This is a genomic window from Zhongshania aquatica, from assembly GCF_027257955.1.
Taxonomy (GTDB): domain Bacteria; phylum Pseudomonadota; class Gammaproteobacteria; order Pseudomonadales; family Spongiibacteraceae; genus Spongiibacter; species Spongiibacter aquatica.
The window spans coordinates 45,300-61,890 of record NZ_JANZNQ010000009.1 but is presented as its reverse complement, the minus strand read 5'-3'; the positions used below and the strand labels follow the sequence as shown (position 1 = coordinate 61,890).

Below are 16,591 nucleotides of genomic sequence, written 5' to 3'. Positions count from 1 at the left end.
AGATTAATACGCCTATAAATACCCTGCGACCGCCTGAATGATTTCCGGGGAGCTACTCTCAGATACCCACACCACCAATGCCGACCTACTTTGGCCTTCGTCGGGAATTTTCGGCTCGGCAATAGATTTACGTATGGTTTGGCCTGACTTACTTGAACCAAAGGGATACTGGGTATAGGACAAGACCACAAAATCATGACGCAGAACACGACCTCTATTTTCGCCGCGTCGCACATTGGTTTTCAGCCCCATGCCGACGATAGCTACGTGCAACTGCAGATCCTTAACATCTCCTATGTTTGGCGTGTAGCTGAACGATAGGGACTGTGTATTATCAGGCCATTGGGCCGTTAAAGTACCGACCTGTTTTTCACTTTGCGGCAATTTGTCCGCTGTCACGCTGCGGCCCCGGGTAAACCAGCCTCGCCATTCTCGGTTATTAATGACAAACCCCGGTGTGTAGACCTGCGACAAGACACCAACACGACTCAACTCACGCTGCCGATGTGAATTCATTGAAGTTGAAAATCGATCTTGCCAACCCAGCTGATTCCAGTAGTCGACATGAAAAGCCAAAGGGATGAAGCGGGAGAAAATAGCGGGGTCATTAGCCAAGGATGATAACCATGCATCGGCGCTAGGACAGCTGCTGCAGCCTTCTGAGGTATACAATTCAATGATGGTCGTAGCGTCTTTCTCACTACGTAATTCTAAAGCATGGGCCGGAAGACCGAGCAAAATGCTTATAAATAAGGTTACAAAGAAAATACCCCGTCCAATTTTCATACCATCACCCAATCTGCTCATCAGAAATTGGCGCACACAGACGCCTACTGACAAAGAGACGCGCAACATCGCATAAGGTTACAAATGACGGTTGAAAAGGTGGGGGCTAGACTTCAAAAGACTAAAAAGGAAAACTTGGCGGCACCAGAGTAGACGCCACCAAATAGACAGAAACTACTATTTATTAATCGCCCGCAACATCCACGCGGTTTTCTCGTGAATTCTCATCCTGTCTGATACCAGCGACGCGGTCGATTCATCATCGCCGTCTTGCGCTAACTTCAATACTGAACGACAGCTTTTAACGACTTGTTCGTGCCCCTTAGTCAGAATGTCTACCATAGACTCAGCATCGGGTACGCCGTCAGTCTCTTCAATTGAACTTAAGCGAGAAAACTCTTTGTAAGTACCTGGGGCAGCGACGTCTAAAGTTCTAATGCGCTCAGCAATATCATCTACCGCGAGCGCCAACTCGGTGTAATGCTCTTCAAACATCAGGTGGAGATCGCGAAAACGCGGACCAGTAACATTCCAATGGAAATTATGCGTTTGCAGATAAAGCGTGTAAGAGTCCGCCAGCAAGACCTTTAATCCACCGGCAATCTGTTCTCGATTCGCTTCATTGATACCAATATCAATTGCTTTCATTCATATTCTCCCTTTGGTGGTTTTAAATTGCTATGCGCTATGTACTTTGATCTTGAAAAATAGCGTAGCAAGAAATTCATCATACCTAAAATATTAATTTTAAATAAAATTAATAGTCGATAACTATGACAAACCAATCAAGCACGAGTTCACTACTTGCACAAATCAGCCTTGAGTATGCCGCCCGGCATGGTTAAGCTGAGGCCACAAAATGCGATCTGCACTGATTATCTGGGGTACAGCATGAATTTACTGAAAGGACGCAGTTTTCAAACCAAGCACTCTTTTCGACTTAGTATCGCGACAGCGGCACTCCTCGTGATGAGCGCCTGTTCAACCACACCAAAAGAAGATCCAACACCACCGGGAATGCAATCTGGTTTCACCCAATGCCAATCGCCAAGATCTCAAATGTGTACCCGTGAATACCGCCCCGTTTGTGGCCATGTTGATACGGGTATACGCTGCGTCACCGCTCCATGCCCCTCAGAAAAGCACAAAACCTATAGCAATGGCTGCGAAGCCTGTGCCGATGAGAAAGTGATTGGCTTTGAACTAGGTGATTGCGCTAGCTACGGAAAATAAGGCGGTAAATCGCAGACAATAAAAAGGCCCTAAGCGCGAGCTCGGGCCTTTTCTATAAAAAGGACTCAAGGATAATTTTAGCGTTCAATAATCGCCGTTATACCCTGGCCACCAGCCGCACAAATTGAAATCAATCCGCGACCGCTGCCTTTTTCTTCAAGCATTTTCGCCAAACTAGCGACGATTCGACCGCCCGTTGCCGCAAATGGATGACCAGTAGCCAAAGAGCTGCCGTTCACATTCAGCTTTGTAAGATCAATACTGCCCAATGGGCGATCAAGACCTAATTTGTCCTTGCAGAAAGCTTCATCTTCCCAGGCTTTCAGCGTTGCTAACACCTGTGCTGCAAACGCTTCATGGATTTCGTAATAGTCGAAATCTTGCAATGTCAGACCGGCTTTTTCTAACATACGCGGCACAGCATAAGCTGGCGCAAGTAATAGGCCTTCTTTTTCTGACACACCATCTTTACCGAAGAAGTCTACAGCTGCCGTTTCGACGATGGTTAAATAAGCGCGAACAGGCAAGCCATGTTCTTTCGCCCACTCTTCACTCGCCAGCAGCACTGCAGAAGCACCGTCAGTCAACGTAGATGAGTTACCTGCCGTTAAGGTGCCTTTGCCGCTTTCTTTATCGAATGCGGGCTTTAAGCTAGCCAGCTTCTCGATGGTGGTATCGGCACGCAAAATATTGTCCTTGCTCACGCCGTTAAAGGGCGTAATCAGGTCATCGAAGAATCCGCGATCATAGGCCGCACCTAGATTTTTATGACTAGCGCAAGCCAGCTCGTCTTGCTGATCGCGAGGAATTTGCCATGCCTTTGCGGTCACTTCAGTGTGCTCCCCCATAGACATACGAGTGCGTGGCTCAGCATTTGCAGGAATCAATACGCCCACATCTTTGGGACGCAATTGCAAAAATGGCTTAACACGATCGCCAAAAGAGCGTGCTTTATTCACCTGAAGCAGTATTTTACGTAAGCCCTCACTTACACCGATTGGCGCGTCAGACGTGGTATCAACACCGCCTGCTATACCTGCTTCAATTTGACCAAGGGCAATCTGGTTGGCAATAATATTCACTGCTTGCAGTCCGGTACCGCAGGCTTGCTGAATGTCGAAGCACGGCGTGTTTGGGTCAAGCGACGTGCCGAGTACCGACTCACGGGTTAAATTAAAATCACGGCTGTGCTTCATTACCGCACCGGCAACCACGTCGCCAAGACGCTCACCTTGCAGATTGTAACGCTGCACCAAACCTTCTATTGCGGCCGTCAGCATTGACTGATTGCTGACGCCAAAATAGGCCGTATTGGACCGGGTGAACGGAATCCGGTTACCACCAATGATCGCAACGCGTTTAATTGCCTGAGACATATTCGAACCTCAAAATCGTACAAAGTGTAAAGTGGGCGCAGTTTAACAAGCCTGAGTGTGCCGACATTGGCTGAATCGACCGCGTGACACGGCGGCACTGTCAATCAACTTCTAGCGCGGTGCAGCTACAATGCAGCAATAGAAGAAAGGAAAACATGCCCTTTCCGCAGCCAGACACTGGTAATGTAAACCGAATCACAGTCATTAACACCCCTCACGGAGATCTAAGCATGACCGATAGAATCGAAAAATTGATTAATTCGACGGCAGGCAAAAAACTGCTTGGCGCAATGGGGGTTACTGTAGCAACGGATTTACAACGCTATAATGCCAGTCAAAACAGCTATTTCGCAGGCGCCGTACTCGTTGGTGCGGGTGAAAATGCAAAATTGCTCAACGCCATTCAAAGTAATCTAAGCGATAGCGACGCACAGGTTTTCTACAACCCAGACGCGGCTGCCCAGCTCTGCGACAAAACCGATAGCAACGCTACCAGCGACCGTTACCAAGCACTCATTTTTGACGGCAGTGGCTTTGTCGATGGCACTGAACTGGTATCAGCTTACCGTTTCTTTAATGCGAATATTCGCAAATTAAAAAGCAGCGGCCGTATTATTGTGATCGGCCGTCCACACCTTCAATGCAAAACCGCTGAAGCCGCCGCGACCCAACGTGCGCTGGAAGGTCTAAGTCGTTCACTTGCCAAAGAAGTCGGCGCCAAAGGCGCAACAGCGCAACTCATTACCGTTGCAGAAGGCGCAGAAGCCAATCTCGATAGTAGTCTGCGCTTTATTCTGTCACCCAAATCAGCGTATATCAGCGGACAGGTTATCAAAGTACGCGCTGCCGACACAGCCACTGTCGCGGACTGGCACAAACCACTAGCTGGTAAAATAGCCCTCGTGACGGGAGCATCACGTGGCATTGGCGAAGCTATCGCCGATACCTTAGCTCGCGATGGCGCCACCGTAGTGGGTGTTGATGTTGCCCCAATGGAAGCTGACCTAAGCAAAGTAATGGCGCGTCTAAACGGCAAAGCTGTTATTGCGGACATTACCAGCGCGGATGCACCCGCTGTTATTGCTAAAGCACTCAGCGAGCTTGGTGGTGCAGACATTATCGTTCACAACGCCGGTGTTACCCGCGACAAAACCATCGCTAATATGAGCGAGCAGCAGTGGCAGATGACGTTGGATATTAACTTAGCAGCGGCGCAGCGCATTACCGCAGAACTACTAAAAACAAACACGATCAATGAAGGCGGCAGCATCATTGGCGTTTCATCTATGAATGGTATCGGTGGTCAACGAGGACAAACCAACTACGCCGCGTCTAAAGCTGGTGTAATTGGCTATGTTGATTTCATGGCGCAATCAAAAGAGTTGGCGAAGAAAAACATCACCGTGAACGCCGTTGCCCCCGGCTTTATCGAAACCGCCATGACAGCTGCCATTCCCTTGTTTACACGTATGTTTGGTCGCCGCCTCAACTCACTATCACAAGGTGGTTTACCGGTGGATGTGGCAGAGACTATTTCCTTCTTTGGCAACCCTGCGTCGCGCGGCGTGAGTGGTAATACCGTGAGAGTATGCGGTCAGTCTTGGTTTGGCGCATAACGCAAGCCTATAGATCATCCGCTTAAAAAAGCCTCGCCGACATCGGCGGGGCTTTTTTTATTCTGCCACCGCGCAAGACTATGTATGATAACTAGGCACTCATTGAATCAAGGAGGATTCACGATGCCCCGCTATGACTTGCACAACGCATGCCTCAGCCCCTCGACTAATAGAAAAAGAAAAAGCATTTTTCTGCTCTTACTTTTATTAGTTAGTACATCCCCACAAGCCATCCTCGCAGATCCGAATCCAACACCAGCACTGATGTTGGCCAATATTTATCATCCGGATATTCCATTAACAGAATATTGGGTAAGCGAGAAGTTTGATGGTGTTCGCGCTTATTGGAACGGTAAACAATTAGTTTCTCGACTGGGAAATATTTATCACGCGCCAGATTGGTTTATTGCGGATTTCCCCAGCACGCCATTAGATGGTGAATTGTGGCTAGGTCGGCAGCGCTTTGATGAACTTTCTGGCGCCGTGCGCAAAAACCTGCCCGTCGACTCTGAGTGGAAGGCGATACGCTTTATGGTGTTCGACTTACCGACGGCGCAGGGAGAGTTCGATCAGCGCCTAGCGACACTTAGAAATCTCATTGCAAATAACGCATCGCCTTACGTAATCTTGGTTGAACAACAAAAGTTTCGCGACGAAGCATCGCTAATGCAGTACCTCGACGCAGTCATTGCCAAGGGTGGCGAAGGCCTGATGCTACATTTAGGCAGCGCACCCTACCGATCTAACCGCAGCGATGATTTGCTGAAGCTAAAACGCTATCAAGATGCCGAGGCAAAGGTGATCAAACACATCGAGGGCAAAGGGAAATATACAGGGATGCTTGGCGCTATCTTGGTGGAAACCGGCGAGGGACTGAGATTCAAAATTGGCAGTGGTTTTTCAGATGCGGATCGCAATAATCCACCGCCTATTGGCTCGCTGATCACTTACAAATATTACGGCCTCAGCGGCAATGGCATACCGCGATTCGCGAGCTTTCTGCGAATTAGAAACGACAACTAAGCCAGCACACTAATTATTCGCTTTCGCTGGCCTGTGCCGCCTTCTTTTGCTGGCGATATTCTATGGGAGTAAGTTCAGTCCAGCGTTTAAACGCGCGGTAAAAGGTACTGGGTTCAGAAAAACCAGTTAGGTAGACCACATCGGCAATACTTTCATCTGTACGAGCCAGCAAGCGCTTAGCCAGCACGCAGCGATAGTCTGCCAATACTTGATTAAAACTGGTTCCAGCTTCGGTTAAGCGCGCTCGTAAAATTCGCTCGTTCATCTTCAAGCGTGCCGCGACATTTTCAAGACTGGGCTGCCCGAGCTCCAACATCTCCGCAATAATTTGCCGAACATCGCCGACCACGTCTTGGCGCGATAAACGCTCCAATTGCTTACTGGCGAGTTTTTCATGCAGTTTTAGCAAATCGGGTTCAGCATGTGTGGAAGGTGTTGCAAGAATAGAGGTAGCAAAGACAAGCGCCGATTCAGAGCTGTTGAAATGAACCGGGCAACCAAATACTTTTTCGTATTCAGCAACATCGCCTACCGCCGAATGGGTCAAATGCACCGCATCGGCAATAAAGGCACCATCGGTGACCGCTTGAAAATAACGTATTAAGAAACGCGCGAAACATTCATTGCGATGCCGAAAGCTTGGATCATCGTCACCGGCAAATTCCAACACCATCCGCGACTGCTGCTCGCCAGTTTGCAATTCAAATTGCATCGCGTCGGTCACTAAACGCTGATAATTTTGTGAACGCTTTAAGCCCTCACCAAAATTTGGACTACTGAGGAACAAATATTCCAATACCTGACCGCGATAAACTTGCACCGCATCGGCCAAATGCAAACCAATATTTTGATCACCGCTGACTTCTTCAAGTACTCGCCAAAACTGCAATTGGGCGGTATGAGGAAAGCGCGCACTGCGATCCTGTAAAAGGGTAGGCGAAATCCTGCATTCACTCACGATGCGGTCAACATCCAAACCCATACTTTGCATGGCCGGATAGACCAGCTGGATCAGGAAACTGGAATCACTAAGATCGGAAAAATTTTTAGAATTTGATGCTGTCATTCAAGCTGGTATCTGTTGTACAAAATATCAACACTGGCAAGCATTGACCGAACTGCCGTAAACGACACTGAGGCTGGGCAAATTCTTAATGCCGCGTGTTTCATTATACTCTATGGTTTGTATACATATGTAGCAAACCACTGCGCCACGCTCAGTATGGAGATAGAGTCGAATGACCGCAAGCAATGAGTTAACGCTAAAAACGTTGCCAAGCACGCCCCCCATGTTACTACAGGCCGCCATAACACGGAAAAAGCCCGGTAAAACACCGCGCTTTCCCGCTCAAATTCTAGAAGTCGCCAATATTCGCACCAATAGCAGCCAACTACGTCGCTACAATCAAGCCTGCGGTTTCAGTGACGATAACGCAGCGCTTTCCGTTAGCTTTCTACATGTACAGGCCTTCCGCTTGCACATGAAGATGATGCTGAGCAAAGACTTTCCGCTAGCCCCTATGGGCTGCGTACATCTGAGCAATACCATTATTCAACACCGCCCTGTACTCACGAATGAAGTCATACGACTACGTTGCAGCATTGCCGACAACAAAGTCACTGACAAGGGCTATGAGTTCACCTTTCACTGCGAGGCTTTTTGCGGTGATGAGCTAGTTTGGGAAGACGACAGCCGCTACCTTTCTCGGGCTAAGACAGGTGTTGCAAGCGCGCCCAAAGGCGAGCGTGCCGAGCCTAGGCGCTATGCCAATACTCGTGACATCGATATAAGTCGCAGCGATGCCCGCAAATACGCCCGCGCCTCTGGCGATTTCAATCCCATTCATTTACACGACATTAGTGCCAAAATACTCGGCTTTAAACGTATGGTGATCCACGGCATGTGGAGCAAGGCCGCGTGCTTGGCTGCATTGAGTGGCGATATAGCGGGCACGGCCTATCGCTGTCATGTTGAGTTTAAAACACCGATTTTTTTACCTGCACGGGTTCGCCTAGAATATGAGGCAGTGGGCAGCAATCTCGACTTTGAATTGCGGAACAAAAGCGGCGTTAAACCCCATTTGATCGGTAGCATTCAGCCGCTATAAAATAGCGGCTAATCTACTAAAGAGCGGTAATAGCTAGCGCAGCAATTGCGGCGAGAGATTTTCCACCATGGCGCGAATGCCTTCGCGCCAGTCCATTCGGGTTTCACCAATTAAGTCGTGCATCCGTGTGGTATCAATAGACAGACTTCCAAACGCGGTCGACTTCTCTCTAAAGTTAGGCGCAAAGCCAGTGAGCTCGGTTAAGTACGCACACCACTCTTCAATACTGACCGCCTGCGAACCACCAAAATTAGTCGTGGTTACCTCGGTACTTGCTGCGCCCAATAAATACGGAATTTTTTCGATATAATCATCAGCATGCAGTAAGTTGTAGCTATTTGGCCCCTCTGGATGAATATCTATCGCCATATTTTCTTTCATCATTAACAGATGAAAATACGGCCAGCCGCCGTTGTTGCCATAGGGCACGCTTAGACGTGCGATAGTGGTGGGAATGCCAAACTGATGCGCAGCAAATTTACACACTGTTTCAGCGGCTATTTTCGCAATGCTATACGTCGGAAACATGGACCGGTGATTGTCACCTAGTGGGTCAGTTTCTTTGCGCGGTGAATGTCCCGCGTATTCGTATACCGCGGTTGATGAAAAATGCACAAAGGCCTTTGCACTGCGGCAGCGGGCCATTAAGTTACCGACACCTTCGCCATTGGCGGCGAGGTCATAATCGAAATTTCCCGATTTCACTACGGCCAAATTCAACACATAATCGAAATCATCGGGGCAGGCATCAAGGCTGCGTTTATCAGCCAAATCTGCACGAATCACCCTAATGCCTCGTTGTTCAAGCGCGTCTTTGTCACTGTCTTTACTAAAACGCGCCAAGGCGGTCACATTGGCAATTTTACTGAGCGCATCAACAATGGGGGCGGCCACCTGTCCGGTTGGACCGGTTATAAGAATATTGGCGTCATTTAGATCAACGGGGGTTACGGGCATTGTATTCACCTGTCTTCATCGAATTATTATCGGACGATTATGTAGCGCCTTTACCGGCAGGCATTATCGCCAGCAAGAAAGCACTAAAGACAGAAGTGTAGCGAAGGGGAAGACAATTATCGCCATTCAAACGGATGGCGATAATAGAGGGGCCAAATCAGAGGAAACTTTCTAACTCGCGCAACCAATCTTGCAGCTTTTTCATGTTCTCTGGCCCAAGACGCCACATCCACTTGCTTAGCGGGTCAGCATTTTCTAAAACCGGATCAACATATTCGTAGAGTACTTTAGGCCGCTTTAGTGCAGCGTCGACGGGAATTGGCTCTACCATCAGCAAGTGCTCAATCATCGTCCTCAACTGATTATCGAAGGACTGGGGATTGCCTAATTCGTTATACGTGCCTTCTAAAAACGGTGACCATTTCTTGTAATAAATGGCGACGTTCTTTGGCTCGATAGAGGTCACAGTGCTTACCATGCCATTCCAACGCGCGTAATTACCTGGGTCGTTTACAAAACCAGTCTCAGTCTCCACTGCCAAAAAGGGTTCTTTGTTATAAACGATGGGCAAATGCTTGGTTGGAAAGCGGTATGTGGCCAATTGATCAACTACCGATACCCATTTACGTATCTGTTCAGCAGGCTGCAACCAAGCTGCCAAGGGCTTAGACAGCGTGCCGGATGCGTCACGCAGCTGCTCGTCACTGCCATCAATGGCCGCTGGTGGCGCAGGCACTTTGGCAGCCTTCTCGCTGTAGTCTGCTTCAGATTCAACAGCAAGAGTCTCTTTAACCATTTTTTTAGCCGCAGAATCGTCGACTGTCTCGACAACCGCGTCGTTATAGTCACTGTTAGCCGAGCGATCTAAGACATACCAGACAAACCCAGCAATCCCGACAATCACTACCACCGCAGACAAGGCTTTCCAATTCATTACTCAATCCCGTTTTAATTATGATGCAGGTGTGTTCTCTGCTGTCGTCCATAGCGTGCAGAGATGTTTACCCTAACGCCAGCAGCTAATACATGCAAATAGTGCCGACATGTTATAACCGCCACTCAGAATCAGCAATACAGACTGCCACAAGACGCGAGTAAGAAGGGAAATAAATGAGAAAACGCCACAGAACGTGGCGTTGGCATGAATATATCGCAACTTACTGCGATATAACGCCCCTATAGATCAAAGTCGTCCAGTAAATCCAACTCATCCATCAGGCGCTTGCGCTCAAGGCGCTCTTCGATTTTCCGACGAATACTGCTATCGCCCCCCCCCATAAGACGCCGCTCCTCAAAATCTGCGGCCGCGTCATCATCAAGGATATCGTCGATATCATCATCGGCTAGGTCATTTGCCATTACTTGCCCACTCCAGTACATCGTAGATACAGAATGAACCCCTCGGCTAACCGTGGTTGTTCAGGGCACTATTTATGATGATCTCGAATTTCTGTCAATAAAAATTTATACGTATACTGAAAATAATTTAATGACCTCCGGGACTTCCGCACCTAACTCAGACCTTACTTTAGCGACAGAACCCCCGTAAACCGTCATGGATAGTGCTATAAACGATTCAAACCGTTGAGTGCAGCCGTTCGGTAGGCCTCCGCCATGGTTGGGTAATTAAATGTTGTGGTGACAAAGTAGCGCAGGGTATTGCCGCCGTTTTTCTGCTTCATAATGGCCTGACCGATATGAATAATTTCCGCTGCCTCGGCACCAAAACAGTGAATGCCGAAAATTTCCAGAGTCTCGGGATGAAATAGCAACTTAAGCATGCCGACGGTTTCGCCACTTATTTGGCCTCTAGCGGTGTCTTTAAAGAAGGCACGCCCTACTTCGTAGGGAATCTTTGCCTCTGTCAGTTCGCGCTCTGTCTGCCCTATCGAGCTGATTTCCGGCAGGGTATAAATTCCTGTGGGTACATCGTCAACAAAGCGACAGTGATCTTTACCACGCGCTGACGCCGCGGCCGAACGACCTTGGTCATAGGCAGCGCTCGCCAAACTAGGCCAGCCAATGACGTCACCCGCCGCAAAAATACCCGGCACCGAAGTTTGATAGTGTTCATCGACCACTAGTTGGCCCCGATGATCGGTTTCCAAACCAATATTATCTAAACCCAGCTGGTCGGTATTCCCGCTGCGGCCATTACACCAAAGCAATGCGTCGGCGTGTATACGCTTACCGGATTCGAGCACAACTTCTACACCCTTATCCGTCGCCAAAACGGATTTATAAACTTCGCGATGTCGAATCATCACACCCATATTGCGGAGCTGATAACTCAATGCATCGGAAATTTCGTCGTCCAAAAACTCCAGCAGGCGATCACGGCTGTTAATCAGTTCAATTTTGATTCCGATGCCAGAGAAAATTGACGCGTACTCACAGCCAATGACGCCTGCACCGTAGACAATGATTTTACCTGGGGTATTGGTCATCTTAAGAATCGTGTCGCTGTCATAAACACGGGGATGAGCAAAATCAATATTCGCTGGGCGGTATGGGCGTGAGCCAGTAGCAATCACGACACTAGTCGCGGTGAGGGATTCAACTTGGCCTTCTCCAGACACAACTTCAACCGTGTTTTTATCTACAAAACGCCCCTGACCAAATATCAATTTAATTTGGTTGCGGTAGTAAAAGCGGCTGCGCATATCCACCTGCCGAGCAATAACCTCGTTGGCATGACTAAGTAGTCGTGGATAAGTCAGTGTGCGCGGATCGCCAATATCTCGAAACGCCGGAGTATTATTGTAGCGGATGGCCTGCCGCACCATGTGTCGCAGCGCTTTTGAGGGAATCGTACCCTGATGCGTACACGCTCCGCCTACGGAGTCCTGCGCCTCTACGACCGCTACGCGATGGCCGTGCTTCATTGCATTCAGGGCCGCACTTTCACCCGCCGGGCCGCTTCCCAATACCAAAACATCGTAATCAAATTTTGTCACAAATACCGTCCCTTAAATCAATAAAACAATAGCGCCGCCCCACTAGCTTACACCTCAATTCATGATGGTTATGGTAATACTTTATTTTCACAATTAAGATCGCCATTTTAACTATTTCTACAACGCACATTCACAAACTAACCGTTCAAATTTCAGCAGGAATTTCCAATGCCTAGTTCAGCAGCTAAGCACGTTCGAGACTATTTTGGTGTGCGCACACTGCTCGCTGCACACCCGGATATGCGGCGCCTAAAACGCGCCACCAACGCTACCCATTTGCACGGTAACAAGCTCTGGGGCAGCGCCTATCTGCTCATCGACTACCTGCAAGATAACCCCCTGCCTAACAACTGCAAAGTGCTAGATTTAGGCTGCGGATGGGGACTAGCGAGCATATATTGCGCCAAGGCTCTTCGCGCCGAAGTGACGGCAATGGATGCCGACCCCGCTGTATTTTCCTATTTGTCGCTACTTGCCGAACACAATGACGTCGAGATAAGTACGCGCACAGCGCGCTTTGACGAATTAAGTACCGACGAATTAGGCCAATACGATGCCATCATTGCCAGCGACATCTGCTTTTGGGACGAGATGAGTAAAGAGGTCTTCGATTTAATTGAGCGCGCGGTTGATGCCGGCGTTAAAAAAATCATTATTGCTGATCCGCACCGCCCGCCATTCCTAGCAGTAGCTGAAGCCTGTATTGATGACTACTTTGCTGAGCTCACGCCCCGAGAGGTCATCACCAGCCGCCATCATCGCGGCAGTATATTGTTGATTGAAAACGCCTAGGAAAAACACCGCACACTGTCTTTAAACTGCAACGTAGTCGTCACATTACTGAAAACACATCAGCGTATGGTTTCCAATATGAGGATAAAACTATGCGCTTAATACAGTCGATAAATCAGTTCGATGTGCGAATGTTTCTGGCCTGCGTTAATACGCGTCACCAGCAACAATTGTCTCGTGTAGCCCGCAGTGTATCAAAAACCGGCGATGGCTACGCCCAACTAGGCCTCCCCCTTTGTGTTTACATAATGGGAGCAAGCCAAGGCCTAGCCTATTTCACTGCGGTTATCCTGAGCTTTGCGGCGTGGTTGCCGACCTATTGGGTGTTAAAAAACACCTGCCGTAGAAAACGTCCACCACAGGCCATACCCGCCTTCAGTGCGGCCATTATTGCCTCTGACGAATTCAGCTTTCCCTCTGGACACACCGCCGCCGCGTTTTTACTAGCGACCATGACGGTACTGTTCTTTGGCGCGGTCGGCATCCCCCTGTTTTTGTGGGCCATCGCCGTGGGCGCATCGCGGATTATTCTCGGCGTGCATTTCCCCACCGATACGCTCGCCGGCGCTAGTTTGGGCATGGGCATCGCCTACCTTGGACACTCTATTGTCTCGGCAGCCTAAGCTCACCTCGCTCGCCCATATCGTCGATCACGACGATACCCCCAGTCCATTATTCACCCCAGCCACGAAGCCGCGATTTACTGCGATATTGGCTGGCTTAATGTCAAGGTACGAGAATTTATATGAAACTGCTTTATGGCGTGCAGGGAACCGGTAACGGGCATATATCTAGGGCCCGCATGATGGCCATGCATTTCGCCGAAAAAAATATTGATGTCCAATTTCTATTTTCTGGCCGTGCGCCAGAGCAGTATTTTGATATGGACGTTTTCGGCGACTACCAGCTCCGTGCCGGACTGAGTTTCGCGACGGACAAAGGCAGCATCAGTGCGATTAAAACCCTAGCCCAAGTAAAACCGTTTACATTTATTCACGATGTTCGCGCCCTCGATCTTAGTCACTATGACGCCGTGGTTACCGATTTTGAACCCGTCACTGCGTGGGCTGGCCGCCTGCAAAAAAAGCCGGTGATCGGCGTAGGCCACCAATACGCCTTCGGTTACCCAGACGTTCCGCAAAGTGGTGTCGACCTACGTAATCGTCTAATAATGAAGTTCTTTGCGCCCGCTCAGTATCGCCTCGGATTACATTGGGATCACTTCAATGCGAATATCGCGCCGCCGATAATCAATCCAGACGAAATCCGCCAGCCCTGCACCACTCCACCGCATATCGTGGTCTACTTGCCCTTTGAAGATCAGGAGCAGGTCAGCGAGGCCTTAGCGACATTCCCACAGCAAAAATTCATTCAGTACGCGCCTCAATTACAACGTGAGGAGCGTGGCAATGTTCTGCGCCAAGCAACCAGCTTACACAGCTTTAAACACGATCTTTGCCACGCCAAGGGCGTTATTTGCAATGCCGGCTTTGAGTTGATCAGTGAATGTCTGCACATGGGTATTCCCGCGCTGGCAAAACCCGTCGCGGGTCAATCCGAGCAATTAGGCAACGCCGCGGCACTTCAACAACTCGGTGTCGCCACAGTAATGCATGATTTTTCATCGACAAATATCGAAAAGTGGCTAACCGACATTCCGGCACAACAGCCTTGTCACTACCCTGATGTTGCCGCAGCTATTTGCGACTGGCTGCTGCGGGGAGAATGGCATGACAGCGCCAAATTGGTGTCTGATCTCTGGGAGCAAACCGGTCGCCCCGCTAACACTATGGCGGCGACAGGCTAAAACAAAAAATGACCTATCATGAACAGCTCCGTACTCAGGAGACGCCAGAACTCGCGGAAGCCGAGCTGCAAGGCCCTGAGCTACCAGACTTCACAACTGTCATGGACGTCTGCCGTGGGCGGCTTCGCCACCGCTTGTCTGAACTTATCTCGATGGAGCAGTTGTGTCGTCAGGCGGGAGAGTTAATTTCCACCCGCACGGAGGCCCTTATCGAAGTGAACGAATTCACTTTGCCACTTATCTCACTAACCATTGGCAATCCTGACACCGCAAAACACTGCCTATTGCTTACCGCTGGCATTCACGGTGTAGAGCGTATCGGCACCCAAGTTCTACTTGCCTGGTTAGAAACAGTTATCGAGCGCTGCCGCTGGGATACACGCTGGCGCGCGCAATTCGAACATGACATCGCCATCGTCGCCGTGCCCATCGTCAATCCAGGCGGCATGTTGCTAGATTCCCGCTGCAATCCGAATGGCATTGATCTCAATCGTCATGCCCCCATCGACGCGGAAGACAAGGTGCCATTTCTCGTTGGCGGCCAGCGCATCTCAAAATCTATTCCATGGTATAGAGGAAAACGTGACGCCGATTTTGAAAATGAGTTTGTCGCTCTTCAAAACATTATCGGCCGCTACTGTCAGGTTGGGCGCCCCAGTATCCTTGTTGATTTCCATTCGGGCTTTGGTTTTCAAGACCACCTATGGATTCCCTATGCCTACCGCCGCCAGCCCATAGACGATATCGGCAGTTACGTCGCATTAAAATTACTATGGGAACGAAACTTCCCTCATCACAATTATGTTTTTGGCCCACAGTCCATGCACTACCTTAGTCACGGCGATATCTGGGATTACTTTCATCGAGAATGCCGAGCGGAAGGGATTACCCTTCTGCCGCTAACCCTCGAAATGGGCTCTTGGCTGTGGGTAAAAAAACATCCCCAACAGCTATTCAGTTTTGCAGGACTATTCAACCCCACCGTGCCCCACCGCCATGCCCGTGTATTACGTGGGCACCTTCTCCTGATAGACTTCCTGCTAGCCGCAGCAAGAAATATCAATCATTGGCAACCGAAAGGTGAACAGGAGCGGGAAATGCAACAAATGGCGCAAAGCCTCTGGTATCGGCAACTATGACGACAATGAACTCGGAAGGCGGAAGGCCTGAGATTGAACACTGGGTATTTCTTCGCGGACTCAGCCGCGAACACGCGCACTGGGGTGACTTTATCCAGCGCTGTGAAGCCGAACTCGGCTGGCAATGTTACTGCATAGATTTACCGGGATTCGGCAGTGAGCATCAGCGAACGTCCCCCACGTCTATTCCAGACGTTCGCCGCGACGTTCAACAACGGTTACCCGCAGAGATCATTGCCAGCAAGAAACCCTTCGGCATCGTCGCCTTGTCATTAGGCGGCATGGTAACCCTAGACTGGCTAGCGAGCTCTCCGCACGATATCGCCAAAGCCATATTCATTAGCACCAGTAGTGCAGATTGCGGACTGTTTAAACGTCTAAAGCCCAGCGCTATACCTGCCACTTTGCGCGCTTTGTTTTCCCTGTCAGTCAGGCAACAGGAAAGCGCAGCACTCGGCATGGTAAGCAATAACAATAGCAGGCATAGCGAATTACTTGAGCAGTGGTGCAATATTCGCGAACGTCGTCCCGTCAGAAAAAGAAATGTTATATACCAACTGATCGCGGCATCGCGCTTTCACTCGCCGCCAGCGGATAGTCTGATTAACACTAAGTGCCATGTCATTAGCAGCCGCGCAGACCGTATGGTTTCGTATCAGTGCAGCGAGTATTTAGCGAGCAAGTATCACTGGCCACTCACCTTGCATGACACAGCGGGACATGATTTGCCGATAGATGATGCGGATTGGGTAATAAAGAGCTTAGCAAGTGCCACTCAGGCAAATCGATAGCAGGGC

The 16,591-nt window shown here is 49.5% G+C and carries 17 protein-coding genes; 9 read left to right on the top strand and 8 right to left on the bottom strand.

Annotated elements, in window-relative coordinates; translation table 11 throughout:
• Positions 1-12: 12 nt before the first annotated feature.
• Positions 13-786 carry a DUF1223 domain-containing protein gene (locus O9X78_RS10875; protein WP_269619709.1) on the bottom strand — a complete coding sequence of 258 codons (774 nt, stop codon included), beginning with the start codon at positions 784-786 and terminating at the stop codon, positions 13-15.
• 177 nt (positions 787-963) lie between these two features.
• The gene (locus O9X78_RS10870) at positions 964-1,434 is read right to left on the bottom strand and encodes a Dps family protein (protein WP_269619708.1); all 471 of its coding nucleotides are present in this window, start codon (positions 1,432-1,434) and stop codon (positions 964-966) included.
• Positions 1,435-1,677: 243 nt separating this feature from the next.
• Between O9X78_RS10870 and O9X78_RS10865 the strand changes: the two genes are divergently transcribed.
• A complete protein-coding gene (locus O9X78_RS10865) occupies positions 1,678-2,019 on the top strand; it encodes a Kazal-type serine protease inhibitor family protein (protein ID WP_269619707.1) in 342 nt (113 codons plus the stop codon).
• Positions 2,020-2,096: 77 nt separating this feature from the next.
• Here the strand turns inward: O9X78_RS10865 and O9X78_RS10860 are convergent, their stop codons facing one another.
• Positions 2,097-3,395, bottom strand: a complete 1,299-nt coding sequence (locus O9X78_RS10860) for an acetyl-CoA C-acetyltransferase (RefSeq protein WP_269619706.1) — start codon at positions 3,393-3,395, stop codon at positions 2,097-2,099.
• Positions 3,396-3,625: 230 nt separating this feature from the next.
• Here O9X78_RS10860 and O9X78_RS10855 point away from each other — a divergent pair, with 230 nt between their 5' ends.
• Entirely contained in the window at positions 3,626-5,011 is a 1,386-nt protein-coding gene (locus O9X78_RS10855) for a 3-oxoacyl-ACP reductase (protein ID WP_269619705.1), read from the top strand.
• A 123-nt stretch (positions 5,012-5,134) separates the two neighbouring features.
• Positions 5,135-6,034 carry a DNA ligase gene (locus O9X78_RS10850; protein WP_269619704.1) on the top strand — a complete coding sequence of 300 codons (900 nt, stop codon included), beginning with the start codon at positions 5,135-5,137 and terminating at the stop codon, positions 6,032-6,034.
• Positions 6,035-6,047: 13 nt separating this feature from the next.
• Here the strand turns inward: O9X78_RS10850 and O9X78_RS10845 are convergent, their stop codons facing one another.
• A complete protein-coding gene (locus tag O9X78_RS10845; RefSeq protein WP_269619703.1) occupies positions 6,048-7,100 on the bottom strand; it encodes an AraC family transcriptional regulator in 1,053 nt (350 codons plus the stop codon).
• Between the two features lie 172 nt (positions 7,101-7,272).
• Here O9X78_RS10845 and O9X78_RS10840 point away from each other — a divergent pair, with 172 nt between their 5' ends.
• Positions 7,273-8,142: a MaoC family dehydratase gene (locus tag O9X78_RS10840; RefSeq protein WP_269619702.1), complete on the top strand. Its 870-nt coding sequence runs from the start codon at positions 7,273-7,275 to the stop codon at positions 8,140-8,142.
• Positions 8,143-8,175: 33 nt separating this feature from the next.
• Here the strand turns inward: O9X78_RS10840 and O9X78_RS10835 are convergent, their stop codons facing one another.
• The 4 genes from O9X78_RS10835 to sthA form a co-directional block, all read right to left on the bottom strand.
• Entirely contained in the window at positions 8,176-9,099 is a 924-nt protein-coding gene (locus tag O9X78_RS10835; protein ID WP_269619701.1) for an NAD-dependent epimerase/dehydratase family protein, read from the bottom strand.
• Between the two features lie 157 nt (positions 9,100-9,256).
• On the bottom strand, positions 9,257-10,033 hold the full coding sequence (locus O9X78_RS10830; RefSeq protein ID WP_269619700.1) for a DUF3014 domain-containing protein: 777 nt from the start codon (positions 10,031-10,033) through the stop codon (positions 9,257-9,259).
• 242 nt (positions 10,034-10,275) lie between these two features.
• On the bottom strand, positions 10,276-10,458 hold the full coding sequence (locus O9X78_RS10825) for a hypothetical protein (protein ID WP_269619699.1): 183 nt from the start codon (positions 10,456-10,458) through the stop codon (positions 10,276-10,278).
• Positions 10,459-10,664: 206 nt separating this feature from the next.
• Positions 10,665-12,056, bottom strand: coding sequence for a Si-specific NAD(P)(+) transhydrogenase (sthA, locus tag O9X78_RS10820; protein ID WP_269619698.1), 1,392 nt, complete (start codon positions 12,054-12,056; stop codon positions 10,665-10,667).
• Between the two features lie 168 nt (positions 12,057-12,224).
• Between sthA and O9X78_RS10815 the strand changes: the two genes are divergently transcribed.
• From O9X78_RS10815 to O9X78_RS10795, 5 genes are all read left to right on the top strand, one after another.
• Positions 12,225-12,848 carry a class I SAM-dependent methyltransferase gene (locus O9X78_RS10815; RefSeq protein WP_269619697.1) on the top strand — a complete coding sequence of 208 codons (624 nt, stop codon included), beginning with the start codon at positions 12,225-12,227 and terminating at the stop codon, positions 12,846-12,848.
• 92 nt (positions 12,849-12,940) lie between these two features.
• Positions 12,941-13,471 carry a phosphatase PAP2 family protein gene (locus tag O9X78_RS10810; protein WP_269619696.1) on the top strand — a complete coding sequence of 177 codons (531 nt, stop codon included), beginning with the start codon at positions 12,941-12,943 and terminating at the stop codon, positions 13,469-13,471.
• 122 nt (positions 13,472-13,593) lie between these two features.
• On the top strand, positions 13,594-14,655 hold the full coding sequence (locus tag O9X78_RS10805) for an MJ1255/VC2487 family glycosyltransferase (RefSeq protein ID WP_269619695.1): 1,062 nt from the start codon (positions 13,594-13,596) through the stop codon (positions 14,653-14,655).
• A gap of 8 nt (positions 14,656-14,663) precedes the next feature.
• Positions 14,664-15,794, top strand: coding sequence for a DUF2817 domain-containing protein (locus O9X78_RS10800; RefSeq protein ID WP_269619694.1), 1,131 nt, complete (start codon positions 14,664-14,666; stop codon positions 15,792-15,794).
• The gene (locus tag O9X78_RS10795; RefSeq protein ID WP_269619693.1) at positions 15,791-16,585 is read left to right on the top strand and encodes an alpha/beta fold hydrolase; all 795 of its coding nucleotides are present in this window, start codon (positions 15,791-15,793) and stop codon (positions 16,583-16,585) included. The genes O9X78_RS10800 and O9X78_RS10795 overlap by 4 nt, the downstream gene beginning before the upstream one ends.
• The last annotated feature ends 6 nt before the right edge of the window (positions 16,586-16,591 follow it).